Below are 18,281 nucleotides of genomic sequence, written 5' to 3'. Positions count from 1 at the left end.
CCCCTCCCCCCCACATCGGCATTGGCCAGCAGCACGGTGGCTCAGTGCGCTTCTGTCACCGGTACGGACGCCATCAACGCGCGTGCAGCGGCCTCGGCTGCGCGGAAATCGAAGCGGCGCAGCGGATGCCACACGCGATCGAGCACCGCCGCAGGCAGCATTGGCGCCAGCGCCGCCAGGCAGGCCTCGGCCGCGTCCAGCGCGTCAGCCTCGAGTGCGTCCAGCAGACCGGCCAGTTGCGCGTGCAGCACTTCCGGTGACGCTGCCACGGGCGGCGGCGCCACGGCCGGGCCAGGACCGAGGTACTGTTCGATGGCGTGGCGCGCCTGCGCCAGCACCCGCGCCAATGGCGCCAGGTCGACTGCGCTGGCGTCAGCGCCCGGATCGCGCATCGCGGCGTACAGCATGCTCTCGGCCTGATGGGCGGCGGCGTGCGTGGCAGGCAGGGCCAGGCTGGCGGCCACGCCGGCCAGCTTGTGGGCCAGCGCCGCCGCTTCCGCGGGCCGGTCGGCAGCCAGGCTGGCGCCGATGACCACCGCGCTGTCGCCATGCAGGTCGAGGAACTGGGCCAGATACTGGCGGTAGGCCGCACCGTCCAGCCACAGGGCCAGGCCGGCGGCCACGTCGAGCGCTTCGGTGTCGGTTTGTGGTGACACCTGGCCGGTCGTGACACCCTTGTCATGGCACGAGCGCGCGATCAGCGCGAGCATTGCCGGCACGTCGAATGGCTTGCTCAGCACATGGGACATGCCGGCCGCCAGCGCGGCTTCCTGCTGTTCCTTGAACGCTCCGGCAGTGAGCGCGATCACCGGTAGGTCGTCGAACTGCGGCATGCGGCGCAGCTGCCGGGTGGCTTCGATGCCGTCCATGACCGGCATCTGCACGTCCATCAGCACGACGTCGGCCTGCGTGGGATGCGCCAGCAACCAGTCGAGCGCCTGCCGGCCATCGCCCACGCAGACGGTGTCGGCGCCCTGGTCGCGCAGGATGCGCCGGACCACCTCGCGGTTGATGTCGCTGTCGTCGACCACCAGCACGCACACGTCGCGCAGCATCTGCTCGGGCGGCGCATTGGCCGCGCAGACCGGCGTGGCGTCGACCTCGGCGGATGCCTGCAGCGGCAGGCTGAAGCTGAACACGCTGCCGCGCCCGGGCGCACTCTCGACGACCAGCGTGCCGCCCATCAGTGCGACCAGCTGGCGGCAGATGGTCAGCCCCAGGCCGGTGCCGCCGAAACGCCGCGTGGTGGAGCTGTCGGCCTGGGTGAACGGCGAGAAGATCGCCTCCTGGGCGGCGGGGTCGATGCCGATGCCGGTATCGTGCACGCTGAACTGCAGCACCAGCGCATCGCCATCGCGCCGCAGCAAGGCGCAGCGCAGCGCGACCTGGCCGGCCGGGGTGAACTTAACCGCATTGCCGGTGAGGTTAAGCAGCACCTGCTCCAGCCGCAACGCATCACCGAGCAGGATGCCGACACCGTCAGGCGGCGTGTCCACGGTCAGTTGCAGGTCCTTGCCGGCCGCGCCGATGCGCATGCTGGTGGCGACCTTCTCCAGCAGCTCGGCCAGGCAGAAGGGCGCGGTCTCGATCAGCATGTGCCCGGCCTCGATTTTCGATACATCCAGGATGTCGTTGACGATGGCCAGCAGGGACTGGCCGGAAACCCGGATGTTATGCACCATGCTGCGCGCGTCGGCATCGATCGCACGCTGCTCGAGCAGGTACGCGAACCCGAGCACCGCGTTGAGCGGCGAACGGATCTCGTGGCTCATATTGGCCAGGAACTCGGCCTTGCTGCGGCTGGCCGCCTCGGCCGCGTCGCGGGCCAGCAGCATCTCGGCCTCGGCGCTCTTTTGCGCCGAAATATCCTGGGCGAAGACCAGCGTTGCCGGTCCGTCCGCCAGTTTCACCTGGGCGGTGGTCTTGTAGACCGGCACACTGCAGCCCCACTTGCTCACGCCGATCGCCTCGAAATGCTGCTCGGTGGGGGTGTCGGCCTCGATCAGGGCCTCTTGCAGCGCCAGGTCGGCCAGCGACTGCGCAGCGATCATCGCGCGCCAGCGCAGTCCGGTCAGATCGTCCGTCGCCGCATAGCCATGCAAGGCCCGGTAGCGCGGGTTGGAATAGATAAAGCGGCCGTGGCGCAGAATGGCAATGGCCAGCGGCGCGTCTTCGATCAGCGTGCGAAAACGCGCCTCGCTGTCGTAGACGCCCTGCATGGCGGCGCGCGCGCGCGCCTGCTCGGTATCCTGGCGTGCCCACTGCGCGCCCTTGCGCTGCAAGACCGCCAGCCCCGCGCAGGCGCCGGTTGCCAGCACGGCGAACAGTACGGCCAGCGTCAGCCCCTGACGCCGCAGCGGCGCAGCGACCGCGGTCGCGTCGCGGCTCAGGCCAATCACGAGCGGATAGTCCATCGCCAGCGCCGCCGGCGCGATCGTGGCCATGGCCATGACCCGCTGCTCACCTGTGGTGTAGACCTTGCCTTCGAGTATGCCGGCCATCTTGCCGCTGCTGCGGTGACGCTGGAAGAACGTGCCCGGGCGCGCCAGGTTGGTACCGTCGATGTTGCCCTTCGGCGGATAGTTCAGCAATTGCCGCCCGCCGCCATGGACCACCAGCGCCCAGACGTCGGGCGCATACATCGCGGTGCGGAACTGGCCGGTGAAATATTCGGGGTCGAGGGTGGCGAGCACGAGTCCGGCGAAGCGGCCGGTTGCGTCCGGCACCATGCGCGCAACCGTCACGACCTGATCACCGCGGATCGACCGGAACGGCTCGGCCACGTACAGGGTGCGGCTGCTGGGAGCGCGCCGCACTGCCGCCACATAATCGCGCCGGGAAAAGTCGCGCCCGTACAGGTCTTGGTGGCTTGCCGCGCGCACCTGGCCGTCGCGATCAAACACCATCATCGCGCGCAGCCCCGGCATGGCGCCTACCAGCGCGGCAAGGCGACCGGACAGAGCAGCATCGGCCACGATGCCGTCCGGCTCGCTCAGATAGTCGCGGACGACACCTTCCAGAGCCACATTGGTGGCCACGAGATCGGTCTGGATATTGCTGGCCAACAGCGTCGTCAGCGACAGCAGCCGGCCCCGCTCACTGCTCTCGATACGCGCGACCTCGGTCAGGTGCAGGTAAGCGAGGCTGGCGCCAATCAATACCAGTGCGGTCGCCAACATGGCGAACTCGACATACCGACGCCGCAGGACGGGACCGAGGGGTGGATTGACCATTTTTCTCATGCTACACCTGGCTGGTGAAAACACAACGACGACATGCCCGGCTTGCAGCGAACGCGCTGCAGTCGTCATGCGTCATTCCATGGTGCACCAACTGCGGCAATTTGCGACATTGAACGTGAAAAATCGCAACACCTGCACAAAAATAATTCGATTTATTCGTTTTATTTGCGATCTTCGATTCTTATGACTTAGAATTGTTGCTGGTATGAATCAATTGGTGGCGCGCAGCGCCCGCCCTCTTTCCAAGCCGGAGCTTCCCATGCGCAATAATTTTCCAGTTACCAATGTTGAAATCGAACTGAGCGATACGGATACCATCGTGTCGACCACCGATTTGCAGGGCAACATCACGTACGCCAACCCTTACTTCATTGCCATCAGCGGCTACACCGAGGAGGAGCTGATCGGCGCCCCGCAAAACATCCTGCGCCATCCCGACATGCCGGTGGAGGCTTTCGCCGATTTCTGGGCCACCATCCGTTCGGGACGGTCGTGGACGGGCATGGTCAAGAACCGCTGCAAGAACGGGGACGCGTACTGGGTCATGGCCAACGCCACGCCGGTCATGGAAAATGGCAAGGCCGTCGGCTACATGTCGGTGCGCACCAAGCCGACGCGCCAGCAGATCACGGCAGCGGCAGAACTTTATCGCAACATGAAGGCCGGTACTGCCGGCAATATCCGTCTGGAACAGGGTGTGGTGCGCGCCACGGGACTGCGCGGCCGGCTGGCTGCCATCACCAGGATGTCGCTGCGTCGCCGCATCGCGCTGAACCTGACGGGCCAGTGCGCGATCCTGTTGCTTCTGCTGGGTTTCCACCTGTTCGACGGCGCCACCCGGTTTGCGCATCTCGAGACCACACTCACCGTCTTGACCGGTGCTGCCATGGCGTCGCTGCTGTATTTCTGGTACGCGCTGCACGCGACCCTGCTGCGCCCGATGGAAGCAGCGCGCCAGGCCTGCCAGATCATGGCAGGTGGCGATCTGACCTCCGATTTCAGCAGCGACCGGCAGGACGAAATGGGACAGCTGATCCGTGCCATGCGCCAGGTGCGTGTCAACCTGCAGTCCATCGTCGGCGACGTGCGCAGCAACTTCCAGCAGATCAGCGTGGCAACTGCAGAGATCGCCACCGGCAATATGGATCTGTCGGGACGTACCGAGTCGCAGGCATCGGCGCTGGAAGAAACGGCCTCCAGCATGGAAGAGCTGGCCTCGACCGTCCAGCAGAACAGCGCCAGCGTCGGCCAGGCCAGCACCATGGCCGAGGCAGCCGACGGTACCGCCGTCAGCGGTGGCCAGATCGTCAGCGAAGTGATCGCAACCATGGACCAGATTTCGGAAGCGTCGCGCAAGATCGGCGACATCATCGGCATCATCGAAGGCATTGCCTTCCAGACCAATATCCTGGCGCTGAACGCGGCGGTCGAGGCGGCCCGTGCCGGCGAACAGGGCCGCGGGTTCGCCGTCGTCGCCAGCGAAGTGCGCAACCTGGCCCAGCGCAGCAACACCTCGGCGCAGGAAATCAAGCGGCTGATCGCGGCCTCCATCGCGCAAGTCGAGGCCGGCGCCACGCTGGCCACACGTGCCGGCGAGACCACCCAGCAGGTGCAGGCAGCAGTGCGCAAGGTCAGTGGCCTGATGAGCGACATCGCCTCCGCCTCGCGCGAGCAGGTCGCGGGTATCGGCCAGGTCAATGACGCCATCACGCAGATGGATGGCGTGACCCAGCAGAACGCCGCTTTGGTCGAGCAATCGGCGGCCGCCGCCGCCGCCCTGCAGGATCAGACGCGCAAGGTGGTGCAGGCGCTGGCCGTGTTCAAGCTGGCCAGCAGTGCAGGCCCGGCCAGAACGCCGGCAGCGCAGGCATCGACATCCCGCCAGGCTCCGGGCGTCAAGCGCGCCACCGCACTGCAACTGGCCCTGCCATGATCGGGAGCGGTCGGCAGGCAGCGCCGGTCGCGCGTGCGGGCCTGAAGAAAGTCCGCGTCGCGCAGTTGCGGTTAGGAATGTATGTGGAACAACTGTGCTGCTCGTGGATCGACACGCCGTTCTGGCAATCGTCGTTCCTGATCGAGTCGGCGGCGCAGCTCGAGCGCATCGCAGCCAGTCGCGTCGCCGACGCCTGGATCGATACCGAGCGCGGACTTGATGTGGCGTCCGCCCCGCATGACGATCGCACGGCGCCGGCCACCCCGCCACCGGCAGCGGGAACGGCATTTCGCTTCCGCACCGCTGCGCGGTCCAGCATGGAAGACGAGCTCGGCCGCGCAGCCGTGCTGCTCAATGCCTCCAAGCGTGCCCTGTTCGACATGTTCAACGAAGCGCGCATGGGCTGCGCGGTCGAGATGCGCCACGCCATGCCGCTGGTCGAATCCATCGCCAACTCGGTATTGCGCAACCCTGGCGCACTGATCGGCCTGGCGCGCCTGAAAACGGCCGACAACTACACGTATATGCATTCGGTGGCCGTCTGCGCGCTGATGATCGCGCTGGCGCGCCAACTGGGCCTCGACGACCATCTCACGCGCGAACTGGGCCTGGCCGGTCTGCTGCATGACGTCGGCAAGATGGCGGTGCCGGCTGACGTGCTCAACAAACCGGGCAGCCTGACCGAGGACGAATTCTGCGTCGTTCGCGGCCACCCGGAAAAGGGCCACGCGATGTTGCTGGCCTCACCCGACGTTGGCCCGGTTGCGCTGGAAGTGTGCCTGCACCACCACGAACGCCCCGACGGCCGGGGTTATCCGCACCGATTGTCCGGTGACGCTCTGGGACTGTATGCGCGCATGGGTGCGGTGTGCGACGTGTACGACGCCATCACCTCGAACCGTCCCTACAAGGCCGGCTGGTGTCCGGCCGAGTCGCTGCGGCGCATGGCGGAATGGGCCCGCGCCGGTCAGTTCGACGAGGCCGTGTTCGCCGCCTTCGTCAAGTGTCTCGGCATCTACCCGGTGGGCACGCTGGTGCGCCTCCAATCGGGCCGTCTGGGCGTCGTCGCAGAACAGCCCTGCGGCAAATCGCTGCTGCTGCCCAAGATCAAGGTATTTTTCTCGACCCGGGCTCGGGCGTACATCCGGCCGGAGTTGATCGACCTGGCGGCGCCGGGGGTGCGCGATGCGATCGTCGGATGCGAGAGCGCCGCGGACTGGGGCCTGCACGATATCGATCATTACTGGCTGGGCGACAGCGTCGCGAAGACGCCCTGAATGGTGGGCTGGCAGCAGCGTGGATGCAGCGGCCGGGCAGAAAAAAGGCCAATCCGAAGATTGGCCTTTTCTTGATTCTGTTGGTCGGGGCGAGAGGATTCGAACCTCCGACCCCGTGCACCCCATGCACGTACGCTACCAGGCTGCGCTACGCCCCGACTAGTCAATAATTATATCAGAGCCACAAAAAAAATCTTGCGCTTTTGCCATACCCAACGAGGCGGTATGGCCCGGCGCTCGCCCGCGTTTACTTCCACTCCCCGCGCAACGTCATCACCTGCTGCTGCAGATATTCCGGCGTCGCCAGCTCCGGCGCAACCGGCGTGCCCACCGCCAGCGACAGTTGCGAGCGCATGCCGCGCGCGATGCGCCGGCCGAACAGATTGCCCTTGTCGCGCGTGAACCAGCTGCCCCACAGGCCACGCAGCGCCATCGGGATCACCGGCACCTTGTTGCGCTCGACGATCTTCGTGATGCCGTTCCTGAACTCGCTCATCTCACCCGTCTTGGTCAGGCGCCCTTCCGGGAAGATGCAGACCAGCTCGCCGTCATGCAGTGCATGCGCGATATCGACGAAGGCCTTTTCCATCGTCCATGGGTCTTCCTTGGCCGGCGCGATCGGGATCGCATTGACGGCGCGGAAAATCCAGCGCAGGAACGGCGTCTTGAAGATGCGGTGGTCCATGACGAAGCGGATCGGGCGCGGGCTGGCTGCGTTGATGACGATCGCATCGACGTAGCTCACGTGATTGCAGACCAGCACCGCCGGGCCGTCGGCCGGGATGTGCGAGGTGTCGATCATGCGCACGCGGTAGACGGTGTGGATCAGGATCCAGGCCAGGAAGCGCATCAGGAATTCCGGCACCAGCGAGAAGATATAGATCGCGACGACCGCATTGAGCAGCGCCGTGGTCAGGAACAGTTCCGGAATCGAGAAGCCCTGCCCCAGCAGCAGGATCGCCACGCCGGCCGAGGCGACCATGAAGATGGCATTCAGGATGTTCATGCCGGCGATCGTGCGCGAGACGTGCTTCTGGTCGCAGCGCGTCTGGATCAGCGCGAACAGCGGCACGATAAAGAGGCCCCCGAACACGCCGATCATCACCAGGTCAAACAGGATGCGCAAGGCGCCCGGCTGGCCCAGCAGCGCCAGCCAGTCGACGATCGCCGTGCCCGCAGTGAAGCCGGAACTGGCGAAATACAGGTCGATGCCGAACACCGACAGGCCGATCGAGCCGAACGGCACCAGGCCGATCTCGACCTTGTGGCCCGACAGGCGTTCGCACAGCAGCGAGCCGGCGCCGATGCCGAGCGAGAACACGGTCAACAGCAGCACGAACACGCTGTGGTCGCCGCGCAGGTAATCCTTGGAAAACACGGGGAACTGGGCCAGCAACAATGCGCCATAGAACCAGAACCACGAGTTGCCGAGCATCGACAGGAACACGGTGCGGTTCTTGCGCGAGTACGCCAGGTTGCGCCACGATTCGGCAATGATGTTGCGGCTGATGCGCAGCTCGGGCACCGGGGCCGGTGATGGCGGGATGCGCCAGCTGGCCAGCAGGCCCAGCACGGCGAAGAACAGCGTGGCGCCGGCCACCAGCATGATGCCGTTCGGCCTGCCGACCAGCACCGCGCCGGCCACTTCGCCCAGCAGGATGCCGACGAATGTTCCCATCTCCACGACACCATTGCCGCCAACCAGTTCGTCGGGCTTCAGGTTCTGCGGCAGGTAGGCGTACTTGACGGGGCCGAACAGCGTCGAGTGCATGCCCATGCCGATCACGGCCGCGATCAGCAGCCACAGATTGTGCGTCATCCAGCCGATACCGGCCACCAGCATGATCGCGATCTCGGCGATCTTGACGATGCGCGCGAGCCTGGCCTTGTCGAACTTGTCGGCGAGCTGGCCGGCCGTGGCCGAGAACACCACGTACGGCAGGATGAACAGGCCCGGGATCAGGTTGTTGATGAGCGACGGGTCGAGCGTGGTCCAGTTCAGCGCGTCATAGGTCATCACGACCAGGAGTGCCGTCTTGAACAGGTTGTCGTTGAACGCGCCCAGGAACTGGGTCCAGAAAAAGGGGGCGAAACGGCGCTGGGTCAGCAGGGAGAATTGGCTCGGTTGGCGCATGCTGGAGGGCTCGGGTGACTAGGAAGCCGTAATGTACAACGGCAAGCACAGCCGAACAACGCATGTTTCTCATATTCATGCTTGCGTATTCGCATCTGATACCGAAGGTCGTGACCGGCGATACGAAATAGCCCTGATGCATCGCGCAGCACGACCCGGCCGGCATGGCGCGGGTGGCCCGGCGGCCACCCTGCCCTCTGACTTAGCCCAGCGACTCCAGGCGAATCCGCGTTACCTTGCCGATCACGGTCGGCATCGCTTCGATCCTGGCAATTGCCGCATCGATGCTCTTTTCCTGCGTCTGGTGCGTCAGCATGATGATGTCGATATCGGTCTGGTCGCCCGGCTCTTTCTGCAGCACGGCGTCGATCGAGATGCCGCCGTCGGCAAGGATGCGCGTCAGGTCGGCCATCACGCCCAGCTGATCCTGCACATGCACGCGCAGGTAGTAGCTGGTGGTGATCTCGGCCATCGGCATGATCGCCATGTCGCTCATCTGGTTCGGCTGGAACGCCAAGTGCGGCACGCGGCCCGACGGGTCCACGGTGGCCAGGCGCGTCACGTCGACCAGGTCGGCGATCACGGCCGACGCGGTCGGCTCTGCGCCCGCGCCCTTGCCGTAGTACAGCGTGACGCCAAGAGCATCGGCATGCACCAGCACGGCGTTCATTGCGCCCTCGACATTGGCGATCAGGCGCGCGGCCGGGATCAGGGTCGGGTGCACGCGCAGCTCGATGCCTTCGCCGGCGGGGCCCGTCGTGCGGCGGGTGATGCCCAGCAGCTTGATGCGGTAGCCCAGCTGTTCGGCGTAGCGGATGTCCACTGCCTGCAGCTGGCTGATGCCTTCCACGTAGGCCTTGTCGAACTGCACCGGGATACCGAAGGCAATCGCCGACATGATGGTCAGCTTGTGCGCGGCGTCCACGCCTTCGATGTCGAAGGTCGGGTCGGCCTCGGCGTAACCCAGTGCCTGCGCCTGGGCCAGCACGGTGGCGAAGTCCAGGCCCTTGTCGCGCATCTCGGACAGGATGAAGTTGGTGGTGCCGTTGATGATGCCGGCCACCGATTCGATGCGGTTGGCGGTCAGGCCTTCACGCAGCGCCTTGATGATCGGGATACCGCCGGCCACGGCCGCCTCGAACGCGACGATCACGCCCTTCTCTTGGGCGGCCGCGAAAATCTCGTTGCCGTGCAGCGCCACCAGCGCCTTGTTGGCAGTGACCACATGCTTGCCGTTGGCAATGGCTTGCAGCACCAGTTCGCGCGACAGCTCGTAGCCGCCGATCAGTTCGACGACGATGTCGATATCGGGATGGTTCACGACGGCGAACGGATCGCTGACGACTTCCACGCCATCGCCGGTGACGCTGCGTGCGCGCTCGGTATTGCGCGCGGCGACCATCGTCACCTCGATGCCGCGGCCGGCGCGGCGGCGGATGTCTTCCTGATTGCGCTTGAGTACATTAAAGGTGCCGGCACCAACGGTGCCGATGCCCAGCAGGCCAACTTGAATCGGTTTCATAAAATCTGTTTCTCGTGAGGTCTGGGCGCGACGCGCTGGATCAGGCGTGGCGCCGTCGGTAACCGTCGAGGAAGCGCGCAATGCGTCCGCAAGCGTCGGTCAGGTCGTCGGAATTAGGCAGGAACACCAGCCGGAAATGGTCCGGGGTAATCCAGTTGAAGCCGGTGCCTTGCACCAGCAGCACTTTTTCCTCGGTCAGCAGTTCGCAGATGAACTGCTGGTCGTCCGTGATCGGGTACATCTTCGGATCGAGGCGCGGGAACATGTAGAGCGCAGCTTTTGGCTTCACGCAGGACACGCCCGGTATATCGGTAAGCAGTTTGTAGGCAAGATCGCGCTGCCGGAGCAGGCGCCCGCCCGGGCCCACCAGGTCATTGATGCTCTGGTGGCCGCCGAGCGCGGTCTGGATCGCGAACTGGCCCGGCGCATTGGCGCACAGGCGCATCGAGGCCAGCATGTTCAGGCCATCGATATAGCCCTTGGCATGGCGCTTCTCGCCCGACACCACCATCCAGCCGGCGCGGTAGCCGCACGAACGATAGTTCTTCGACAGGCCGTTCAGGGTCACGAACAGCACGTCGTCGGCCAGCGACGCCATCGAGACGTGCTCGGCCATGTCGTACAGCGTCTTGTCGTAGATTTCGTCGGCGTAGATGATCAGCTGGTGCTGGCGTGCCAATTCGATGATATCGAGCAGCACTTCGCGCGGGTACAAGGCGCCGGTCGGGTTGTTCGGGTTGATGACGACGATGGCGCGCGTGTTGGGCGTGATCTTGCTGCGCATGTCGGCGATGTCGGGCATCCAGCCGGCACCTTCGTCGCAGATATAGTGGCGCGGCGCGCCGCCGGCCAGGCTCACGGCGGCGGTCCACAGCGGGTAGTCGGGCGCCGGGACCAGCACTTCGTCGCCATTGTTGAGCAAACCCTGCATCGACATGACGATGAGTTCGGACGCCCCGTTGCCCAGGTAGATGTCGTCGATCGTCACGCCGGTGATGTTTTTCTCTTGCGTGTAGTGCATGATCGCCTTGCGTGGCGCGAACATGCCTTTGCTGTCCGTATAGCCGGCTGCGCCGTGCATATTGCGGATCATGTCGCTGACGATTTCGTCCGGCGCATCGAAGCCGAATACGGCGAGGTTGCCGATATTGAGCTTGATGATCTTCTGGCCGTCTTCTTCCATCTGGCGCGCCTGCTCCAGGGCCGGTCCGCGGATCTCGTAGCAGACGTCGTCGAGCTTGTTCGATTTGGCAATCGGTCGCACAGTATCCCCTGGAAAATCGCCTGCACTGTTGCAGTGCGCAAAAATACCATTCTGCCCAAAGCGCACGGTTTAGGCAACCTTGCCGATCCGGTTACAATGGGCATCCGCACAGTCACCGCTCAACAGCGTCCACTTCGCCTATCGCCATGAAGCTCCATTCCGACAATACCCAGCAATACCAGACCGTCACCGGCGTCGATGCCAGTGGCGTCGAGATCAACGCCCAGCGTTACGACTACAGCCTGACGCTGCTGCCGGAGGTCCCGCCCCGCCCTTGGCCCGTGACCGATTTCGACCAGCTCACTGCTGCCCATTTCGACGAACTGGCACTGGATGCGCCGGATGTCGTGATCCTCGGCACCGGTGCGCGCCAGCGTTTCGTGCACCCGCGCCTGGTGACCAGCCTGTCGAGCCGGCACATCGGCGTGGAGAGCATGGACAACGGCGCCGCCTGCCGCACCTACAACGTGCTGATGGGCGAAGGCCGCAAGGTCACGCTGGCTTTGATCCTCGAACGCACCGCCTGAATCGATACAACCTCGGTTCAATGGGGCCACAAACGTTTCAATCCGGGTAAATATTGCGATTCTGCCCACGACAACACTAGCGGCATACGGGGCCGACGGATTATCATGGGGTGCCGCTCCCCGCCATGGCGCGCCGGGAGGGTCACCCTGCAGCTGCGCTGCGACCGTCAGGAGAAACCCGTGGCCGAGAGCCAACTTGCAACCTTTGCCCCCTTCACCGCCCCAATGACGGGCGAAAAACCGTTTGAACTGCTCGGCCGTCCCGCCAAGTACACGGTGCTGTACTTTTATCCCAAGGACAATACCCCTGGCTGCACCACCGAGAGCATCGCCTTTCGCGAGGCGTATCCCGAGTTCCAGGCACTGGGCGCCGATATCTATGGTTTGTCCCGCGATTCGCTGCGCTCCCACGAGAACTTCAAATCCAAGCTCGGCCTGCCGTTCGAGCTGATCTCGGATGCCGACGAAGCCGTGTGCATGCAGTTCGATGTCATGAAGATGAAGAACATGTATGGCAAGAAAGTGCGGGGGGTCGAGCGCAGTACGTTTGTCATTGACGCTCAAGGCCGATTGGTGAAAGAATGGCGTGGCGTGAAGGTCAGTGACCATGTGACTGAAGTGCTGGAATTTCTGAAGAGCCAGCCCTGACAATGGATGGCTCCAGTTTGTTCAACCTGCTGGAACGCTGCCACTTATTTTGAGTCGATCTGTAATTCAACCTGCCCCGCACCTGCACTATCCCCACCCGGTTGCCCGCCGGGCCGGCGCATTTCCCGGCTCGGCCGTGTTGCAACAGTTCAATCGCAATACCCCTTTCCCCTGTTTAGTTGCGTCATTTCGTGCGCCAGCGCCATGTGGCCCGCGCGCGCACGGTCTTCCAGACTTTTTTTAGATTGAGAACCTGATGCCACTGCCAAAAATACCGAATGAACCAGCAACCATGCTGCTGGTCAAAGATTACCCCAAGGCCGAACCCGGTCGTTCGCCGGTGCGTTCGATCTCGGCCAAGCCCGATCCTGAAGTCGATGACCTGATCAGCGGTCAAGCGGTGCCAACGCCGAAGTCGCGCGCACGCCGCAAAGCGCAAGACACCCTCGCCGCCGCGCAGGCACCCGTACGTGCTGCGCCGGTTGCCGAAGCGAAGCCGCAGGCTGCTCCCGAAGCTGCACCAAAGGCTGCACCTCAGGCTGCACCGCAGGCTGCACCGCAGGCACCGAACGTTGCCCCGATCTCGGCCAAGCTGCGCGAGCAGGATGCCGAACAACTGCATTCCACCAAGCACAAGCCGGTGGATCCCCAGGTCAAGTCGTCGACCAGCCGCAAGGCCGACCGTTCGGGCCTGACCAAGGTGTTCGTGCTCGACACCAATGTGCTGATGCATGATCCAAGCTCGCTGTTCCGTTTCGAGGAACACGACGTCTACCTGCCGATGATGACGCTCGAGGAACTCGACAACCACAAGAAGGGCATGTCCGAAGTGGCGCGCAATGCACGCCAGGTCTCGCGCACGCTCGACGCGCTGATCGCCAACGTCGACGACGACGCGATCGAGTCGGGCATTCCGCTGTCCAAGCTGGGCAACAAGGATGCCAAGGGTCGCCTGTTGTTCCAGACCCGCCTGACCAGTGCGCCGCTGCCGGAAGGCCTGCCGGAAGGCAAAGCCGACAACCAGATCCTGGGCGTCGTGCGGGCACTCGAGCAGCAGCAGGCAGGCCGCGCGATCGTGCTGGTGTCGAAAGACATCAATATGCGCATCAAGGCGCGCGCCATCGGCTTGCCGGCCGAAGATTACTTCAACGACCACGTGCTGGAAGACAGCGACCTGCTGTACTCGGGCATCGTCCAGCTGCCGGACAATTTCTGGGACACGCACGGCAAGGACGTCGAATCGTGGCAAGAGAACAAGCAAGGCAACTCGGCGACCTACTACCGCGTCACCGGCCCCTTGATCACGACGCTGCTGGCGAACCAGTTCGTGTACATGGAGCCGAAGGATGGCCAGTCGCCGCTGTACGCCCAGGTCAAGCAGATCGACGGCAAGACCGCCGTGCTGCAAACCCTGCGCGACTATAGCCACAACAAGAACAATGTGTGGGGCATCACGGCGCGCAACCGCGAGCAGAACTTCGCGCTGAACCTGTTGATGAATCCGGAGTGCGACTTCGTCACGCTGCTGGGCCAGGCCGGTACCGGCAAGACCCTGCTGGCCCTGGCCGCCGGCCTGGCGCAAGTGCTCGAGACCAAGCTCTACAACGAGATCATCGTCACCCGCGTGACGGTGCCGGTCGGTGAAGACATCGGTTTCCTGCCAGGCACTGAAGAAGAGAAAATGTCGCCGTGGATGGGCGCATTCGACGACAACCTCGAAGTGCTGATGAAGTCCGACGGCGATGCCGGTGACTGGGGTCGCGCGGCAACGCAGGACCTGATCCGCTCGCGCATCAAGATCAAGTCGCTCAACTTCATGCGCGGCCGCACCTTCGTCAACAAGTTCCTCATCATCGACGAAGCGCAGAACCTGACGCCCAAGCAGATGAAGACGCTGGTCACGCGCGCCGGTCCTGGCACCAAGATCCTGTGCTTGGGTAATATCGCGCAGATCGACACGCCGTACCTGACCGAAGGCTCGAGCGGCCTGACCTATGTGGTCGACCGCTTCAAGGGCTGGAACCACGGTGGCCACGTCACGCTGGCGCGCGGCGAACGCTCGCGCCTGGCCGACCACGCCAGCGACGTGCTGTAATCGTTGTACCGCCTGCCACGCGCAGGCGCAGTGCCCGAAAGCCCGCCCTCACCGGCGGGCTTTTTTTTGGGCGCAGTCAGCGTTATCTGTTGATGACGCCGATAGCGATCCGCAGCAATTGTTCTGAAGAACATACCCTGCCACCCAGCGCCAGCCAGGACAATTGCGCAGGTAGCGAGAGGCCACGCCACGAAAGCCCGGTAGCCAGGCCTTGAAACGCCCGTGATACGCGTCATGATCGGCTCCTGACGCTGGGGGCAGGTTGGACCACGGGGCTGCTCATCAGTTCAAAGCAGTCCTCTTTTTAACGTTGACTGCGCCTTCTTGCCCAGCCAGCGCTATCTGTCGACGATCGTGATTGCGATGTGCATCAATCGCGCTACCATATTCACACGTTCAACCACACCATCACCGGAGAATCGACGTGCCGCACATGCTCCTGATCCACGAAGCGATCGACCAGCGCGCCACGCGCACCGATACTGAAGGCCGCGCCCTGTATGAAAGCATGCTGCGCTGGGGTGACGACCTCAAGACGCGTGGCCTGCTGCTGGCTGCCGAATCGCTCGCCCCGGCCGCGACCTCGGCCCGCGTCACACTGATCGGGGGCAAGGCCCGCGTCGTCGACGGCCCGTTTGCTGAAACCAAAGAGATGATTGGTGGCTTTTTCCTGGTCGATGTCGGCTCACGCGAGGAAGCCATCGCGCTGGCAGCCGAGTGCCCTGCCGCCGCCTGGGCCACGGTCGAGGTGCGCGCACTGGCGCCGTGCCATGTGCGCTAAATTTTTTTCGCACCCCGTTGTCGAATGTGGGTAACGCCGTTCGTCGTCGTAGTCAGGAGGCCGACAACCGGACTCCAATCACAGGAGAACACCATGCGTTTCATGATCATCGTCAAAGCCAATGCCGACACCGAAGCGGGCGTCATGCCACCGGAATCCCTGATCGCCGCCATGCTCGACTACAACCAGGAACTCGCCGCCGCCGGCGTGCTGCTCGACGGTAGTGGCCTCAAGCCCACCAGCCAGGGCTGGCGCATCCGCTATGAAGGAGACCAGCGGCGCGTCATCGACGGTCCGTTCACCGAAACCAAAGAGCTGATCGCCGGCTACACGCTGATCCAGGTCGGCTCGCGCGAGGAAGCCATGGAATGGAGCCGGCGCTTCCCCAACCCGCACGGGCCAGGGGCACCGGCCGAGATCGAGGTGCGCCCGATGTACGAACTCGCGGATTTCCCGCCATCCCCGTCGATCGAGCGCATGTGCGCGATGTCGTAGCAGCACGATGGCAGGCGACATCGACAATCTGCTTGCGGCGCTGTGGCGCATCGAATCGGCGCGTATCGTTGGCAGCGTGGCGCGTATCGTGCGCGATGTCGGCCTGGCCGAGGACCTGGCGCAGGATGCCCTGGTCGCCGCACTCGAGCACTGGCCGCGCGACGGCGTACCGGATCGGCCGGGCGCGTGGCTGATGACCGCGGCCCGCAACGGCGCGTTCGACCTGCTGCGGCGTGACCGTCTGCTGCGTGACAAGCTCCAACAGATTGGCGCCGACCTCGACGCCCTGGAAGCGATGCACGTGCCCGATATTGCCGATGAACTTGATGCGCGGCGGGGGGCCGTGGTCAGGGACGACCTGCTGCGTCTAATGTTCACCGCCTGTCATCCCGTGCTGTCGCTGGATGCGCGCCTGGCGCTTACGCTCAAGCTGCTCGGCGGTTTGTCGACCGCCGCGATCGCTCGTGCCTTCCTCGTCTCCGAAGCGACAATCGCCCAGCGCATCGTGCGCGCCAAGCGCACCCTGCACGACGCCAATATTCCGTTCGACCTTCCGGCCCCTGGCGAACTGGAAGAGCGGCTGGGCACAGTGCTCGAAGCGGTCTACCTGATCTTCAACGAAGGCTATAACGCCAGCACCGGCGCCGACTGGATGCGCCCGGCGCTGGTCGACGAGGCACTGCGCCTTGGCCGTATCCTGGCCGGACTCGCCCCGTCCGAACCGGAAGTCCATGGCCTCGTCGCACTGATGCAATTGCAGGCTGCGCGCATGGCTGCGCGCCTGGACGCCGCAGGGCAGCCGGTGCTGCTGCTCGACCAGGACCGCTCACGCTGGGATCGCGTGCTGCTCCGGCGCGGCCTGGCTGCCCTGGCGCGCGCCGGTGCAGGTGGCGCACCCCGGCGCTACGTGCTGCAGGCCGAGATCGCTGCCTGCCATGCCCGCGCACACCGTGCGGACCTCACCGACTGGCACCGCATCGCTGCCCTGTACGGCAAGCTCGCCGTCTGCCAGCCTTCACCCGTGGTCGATCTCAATCGGGCGGTTGCCATCAGCATGGCCGACGGCCCGGCGGCAGGCCTTGCCATCGTTGACCAGCTGGCACAGGAAGGCCGGCTGAACGGCTACCACTGGCTGCCAAGCGTGCGTGGCGATCTGCTCCACAAGCTCGGCCGCGACGATGAAGCGCGTGCCGAATTCGGGCGTGCAGCCACGATGACAACCAATGCTGCCGAGCGCACCCTGCTGCTGGCACGAGCCGGTCGTCGTTGCGTCACATGACCTTGCACCCTTCTGCGCTGCGCCAGGCGCCAGAGATTTATCTGGTACAGATGCCTGCAAGCTACAATCTCGCTATTATTCAGACTGTATAAATTGCGAGGTTCTGACCTGCGGGGGATGCAACATGAAATTTCGTTTTTGGGGAGTCCGCGGCTCGATCCCGTCGCCGGGTCCGCGCACGGCGCGCTATGGCGGCAACACGACCTGCATCGAGGTGCGTACCGACGACGACACGCTGATCGTGCTCGATGGCGGCACCGGCCTGTTCCCGCTCGCACAACACCTGCTGGCCCGGCCGCCCGTGCACGCGAATATCTTCATCACGCACAGCCACTGGGATCATATCCATGGCCTGCCCTTCTTCACGCCGCTGTTCGTCAAGGGCAGCCGCGTGCGCCTGCATGGCGCACACGATCCGGTTACGGGCCGCGGCATCGAGCACGTGATGGGCGTGCAGCTGCAAAACAGCTATTTCCCCGTGGGCGAAACGGACATGAGCGCCACCATCGAGTACCGTACGCTGACGGTCGGTGAGCCGCTCGCGGTGGGCGATGCTCTGGTATCGAATGTGGTGATGAACCACCCGGTCACCAACCTTGGCTACCGCATCGAGTGCAATGGCAAATCGGTCTTTTTCACGGGCGACCACGAACCCTGGTACAACCCGCATCCGGTCGGGCACCCGTCGCACGAAGTAGCCGAACTCCAGATGCGCGACGCCGAACGCCGCATGGACGCCGCGATGGCGGGCGTGGACGCACTGATCGTCGATTGCTCGTACACGATCGACGAATACCCGTCCAAGCAGGGCTGGGGCCATGGCACCTTTGATGGCGCCATCGCGATGGCGCTGCGGGTTGGCGCGCGCACGCTGTACTGCACGCACCATGAACCGACCCGCGGCGACGATGAACTCGAGGCGGTGTTTGCCGATGTCATGGCGCGCCACGCCGGGCGCCTGGGCGAACTGCAGGTGCGGCTGGCGCATGAAGGCCTGGAAGTCGAACTCGGCTAGCCGACTTCGCGTACACGATCACCTGTCAATTCTGTCAGGCTGGCGCGCGCCGTCGCAGGCGTAGAATGG

The 18,281-nt window shown here is 64.4% G+C and carries 13 protein-coding genes, 1 tRNA gene and 1 pseudogene; 9 read left to right on the top strand and 6 right to left on the bottom strand.

The annotated features are described in order from the left end of the window. Nucleotides 1-41 precede the first annotated feature (41 nt). Complete coding sequence (locus tag AC56LN_RS04715; RefSeq protein ID WP_499570183.1) at nt 42-3,233, bottom strand: ATP-binding protein; 3,192 nt, start codon at nt 3,231-3,233, stop codon at nt 42-44. 268 nt (nt 3,234-3,501) lie between these two features. Here AC56LN_RS04715 and AC56LN_RS04710 point away from each other — a divergent pair, with 268 nt between their 5' ends. Together AC56LN_RS04710 and AC56LN_RS04705 are read left to right on the top strand one after the other, a co-directional pair. Beyond that, nucleotides 3,502-5,175: a methyl-accepting chemotaxis protein gene (locus tag AC56LN_RS04710; protein WP_499570182.1), complete on the top strand. Its 1,674-nt coding sequence runs from the start codon at nt 3,502-3,504 to the stop codon at nt 5,173-5,175. Continuing rightward, nucleotides 5,172-6,452: an HD-GYP domain-containing protein gene (locus AC56LN_RS04705; RefSeq protein ID WP_499570181.1), complete on the top strand. Its 1,281-nt coding sequence runs from the start codon at nt 5,172-5,174 to the stop codon at nt 6,450-6,452. The genes AC56LN_RS04710 and AC56LN_RS04705 overlap by 4 nt, the downstream gene beginning before the upstream one ends. Nucleotides 6,453-6,533: 81 nt before the next feature. Here the strand turns inward: AC56LN_RS04705 and AC56LN_RS04700 are convergent. From AC56LN_RS04700 to AC56LN_RS04685, 4 genes are all read right to left on the bottom strand, one after another. Further along, nucleotides 6,534-6,610 (bottom strand) — tRNA-Pro (locus AC56LN_RS04700). Between the two features lie 89 nt (nt 6,611-6,699). Further along, a complete protein-coding gene (locus AC56LN_RS04695) occupies nt 6,700-8,586 on the bottom strand; it encodes an MFS transporter (protein WP_499570180.1) in 1,887 nt (628 codons plus the stop codon). Between the two features lie 202 nt (nt 8,587-8,788). Next, on the bottom strand, nt 8,789-10,108 hold the full coding sequence (locus tag AC56LN_RS04690) for a homoserine dehydrogenase (RefSeq protein ID WP_499570179.1): 1,320 nt from the start codon (nt 10,106-10,108) through the stop codon (nt 8,789-8,791). A 40-nt stretch (nt 10,109-10,148) separates the two neighbouring features. Next, nucleotides 10,149-11,372 carry a pyridoxal phosphate-dependent aminotransferase gene (locus tag AC56LN_RS04685; protein WP_499570178.1) on the bottom strand — a complete coding sequence of 408 codons (1,224 nt, stop codon included), beginning with the start codon at nt 11,370-11,372 and terminating at the stop codon, nt 10,149-10,151. 146 nt (nt 11,373-11,518) lie between these two features. Between AC56LN_RS04685 and AC56LN_RS04680 the strand changes: the two genes are divergently transcribed. From AC56LN_RS04680 to AC56LN_RS04670, 3 genes are all read left to right on the top strand, one after another. Then, nucleotides 11,519-11,899, top strand: coding sequence for an Mth938-like domain-containing protein (locus AC56LN_RS04680; RefSeq protein WP_499570177.1), 381 nt, complete (start codon nt 11,519-11,521; stop codon nt 11,897-11,899). Between the two features lie 180 nt (nt 11,900-12,079). After that, a complete protein-coding gene (locus AC56LN_RS04675; RefSeq protein ID WP_499570176.1) occupies nt 12,080-12,547 on the top strand; it encodes a peroxiredoxin in 468 nt (155 codons plus the stop codon). A 256-nt stretch (nt 12,548-12,803) separates the two neighbouring features. Next, nucleotides 12,804-14,642 carry a PhoH family protein gene (locus tag AC56LN_RS04670; RefSeq protein WP_499570175.1) on the top strand — a complete coding sequence of 613 codons (1,839 nt, stop codon included), beginning with the start codon at nt 12,804-12,806 and terminating at the stop codon, nt 14,640-14,642. Nucleotides 14,643-14,724: 82 nt separating this feature from the next. On the opposite strand, the pseudogene AC56LN_RS04665 reads toward AC56LN_RS04670, so the two are convergent. After that, nucleotides 14,725-14,876, bottom strand: a pseudogene (locus AC56LN_RS04665) (IS1595 family transposase); the annotation flags it as partial. Nucleotides 14,877-15,066: 190 nt separating this feature from the next. Here AC56LN_RS04665 and AC56LN_RS04660 point away from each other — a divergent pair. The 4 genes from AC56LN_RS04660 to AC56LN_RS04645 all read left to right on the top strand — a co-directional run bounded on the left by AC56LN_RS04660 (nt 15,067) and on the right by AC56LN_RS04645 (nt 18,212). Beyond that, nucleotides 15,067-15,423: a YciI family protein gene (locus tag AC56LN_RS04660; RefSeq protein WP_499570174.1), complete on the top strand. Its 357-nt coding sequence runs from the start codon at nt 15,067-15,069 to the stop codon at nt 15,421-15,423. A gap of 93 nt (nt 15,424-15,516) precedes the next feature. Then, nucleotides 15,517-15,918: a YciI family protein gene (locus AC56LN_RS04655; RefSeq protein ID WP_499570173.1), complete on the top strand. Its 402-nt coding sequence runs from the start codon at nt 15,517-15,519 to the stop codon at nt 15,916-15,918. Nucleotides 15,919-15,925: 7 nt separating this feature from the next. Beyond that, nucleotides 15,926-17,197, top strand: a complete 1,272-nt coding sequence (locus tag AC56LN_RS04650) for an RNA polymerase sigma factor (RefSeq protein ID WP_499570172.1) — start codon at nt 15,926-15,928, stop codon at nt 17,195-17,197. A gap of 124 nt (nt 17,198-17,321) precedes the next feature. Further along, nucleotides 17,322-18,212 (top strand): MBL fold metallo-hydrolase, encoded by an 891-nt coding sequence (locus AC56LN_RS04645; RefSeq protein ID WP_499570171.1) that lies wholly within the window; start codon nt 17,322-17,324, stop codon nt 18,210-18,212. The last annotated feature ends 69 nt before the right edge of the window (nt 18,213-18,281 follow it).

It is taken from the genome of Telluria sp. ZT3P26, from assembly GCF_059686035.1.
Note: the sequence above shows the minus strand (reverse complement) of the source record. Positions and strands in the feature narration are given on the sequence as shown.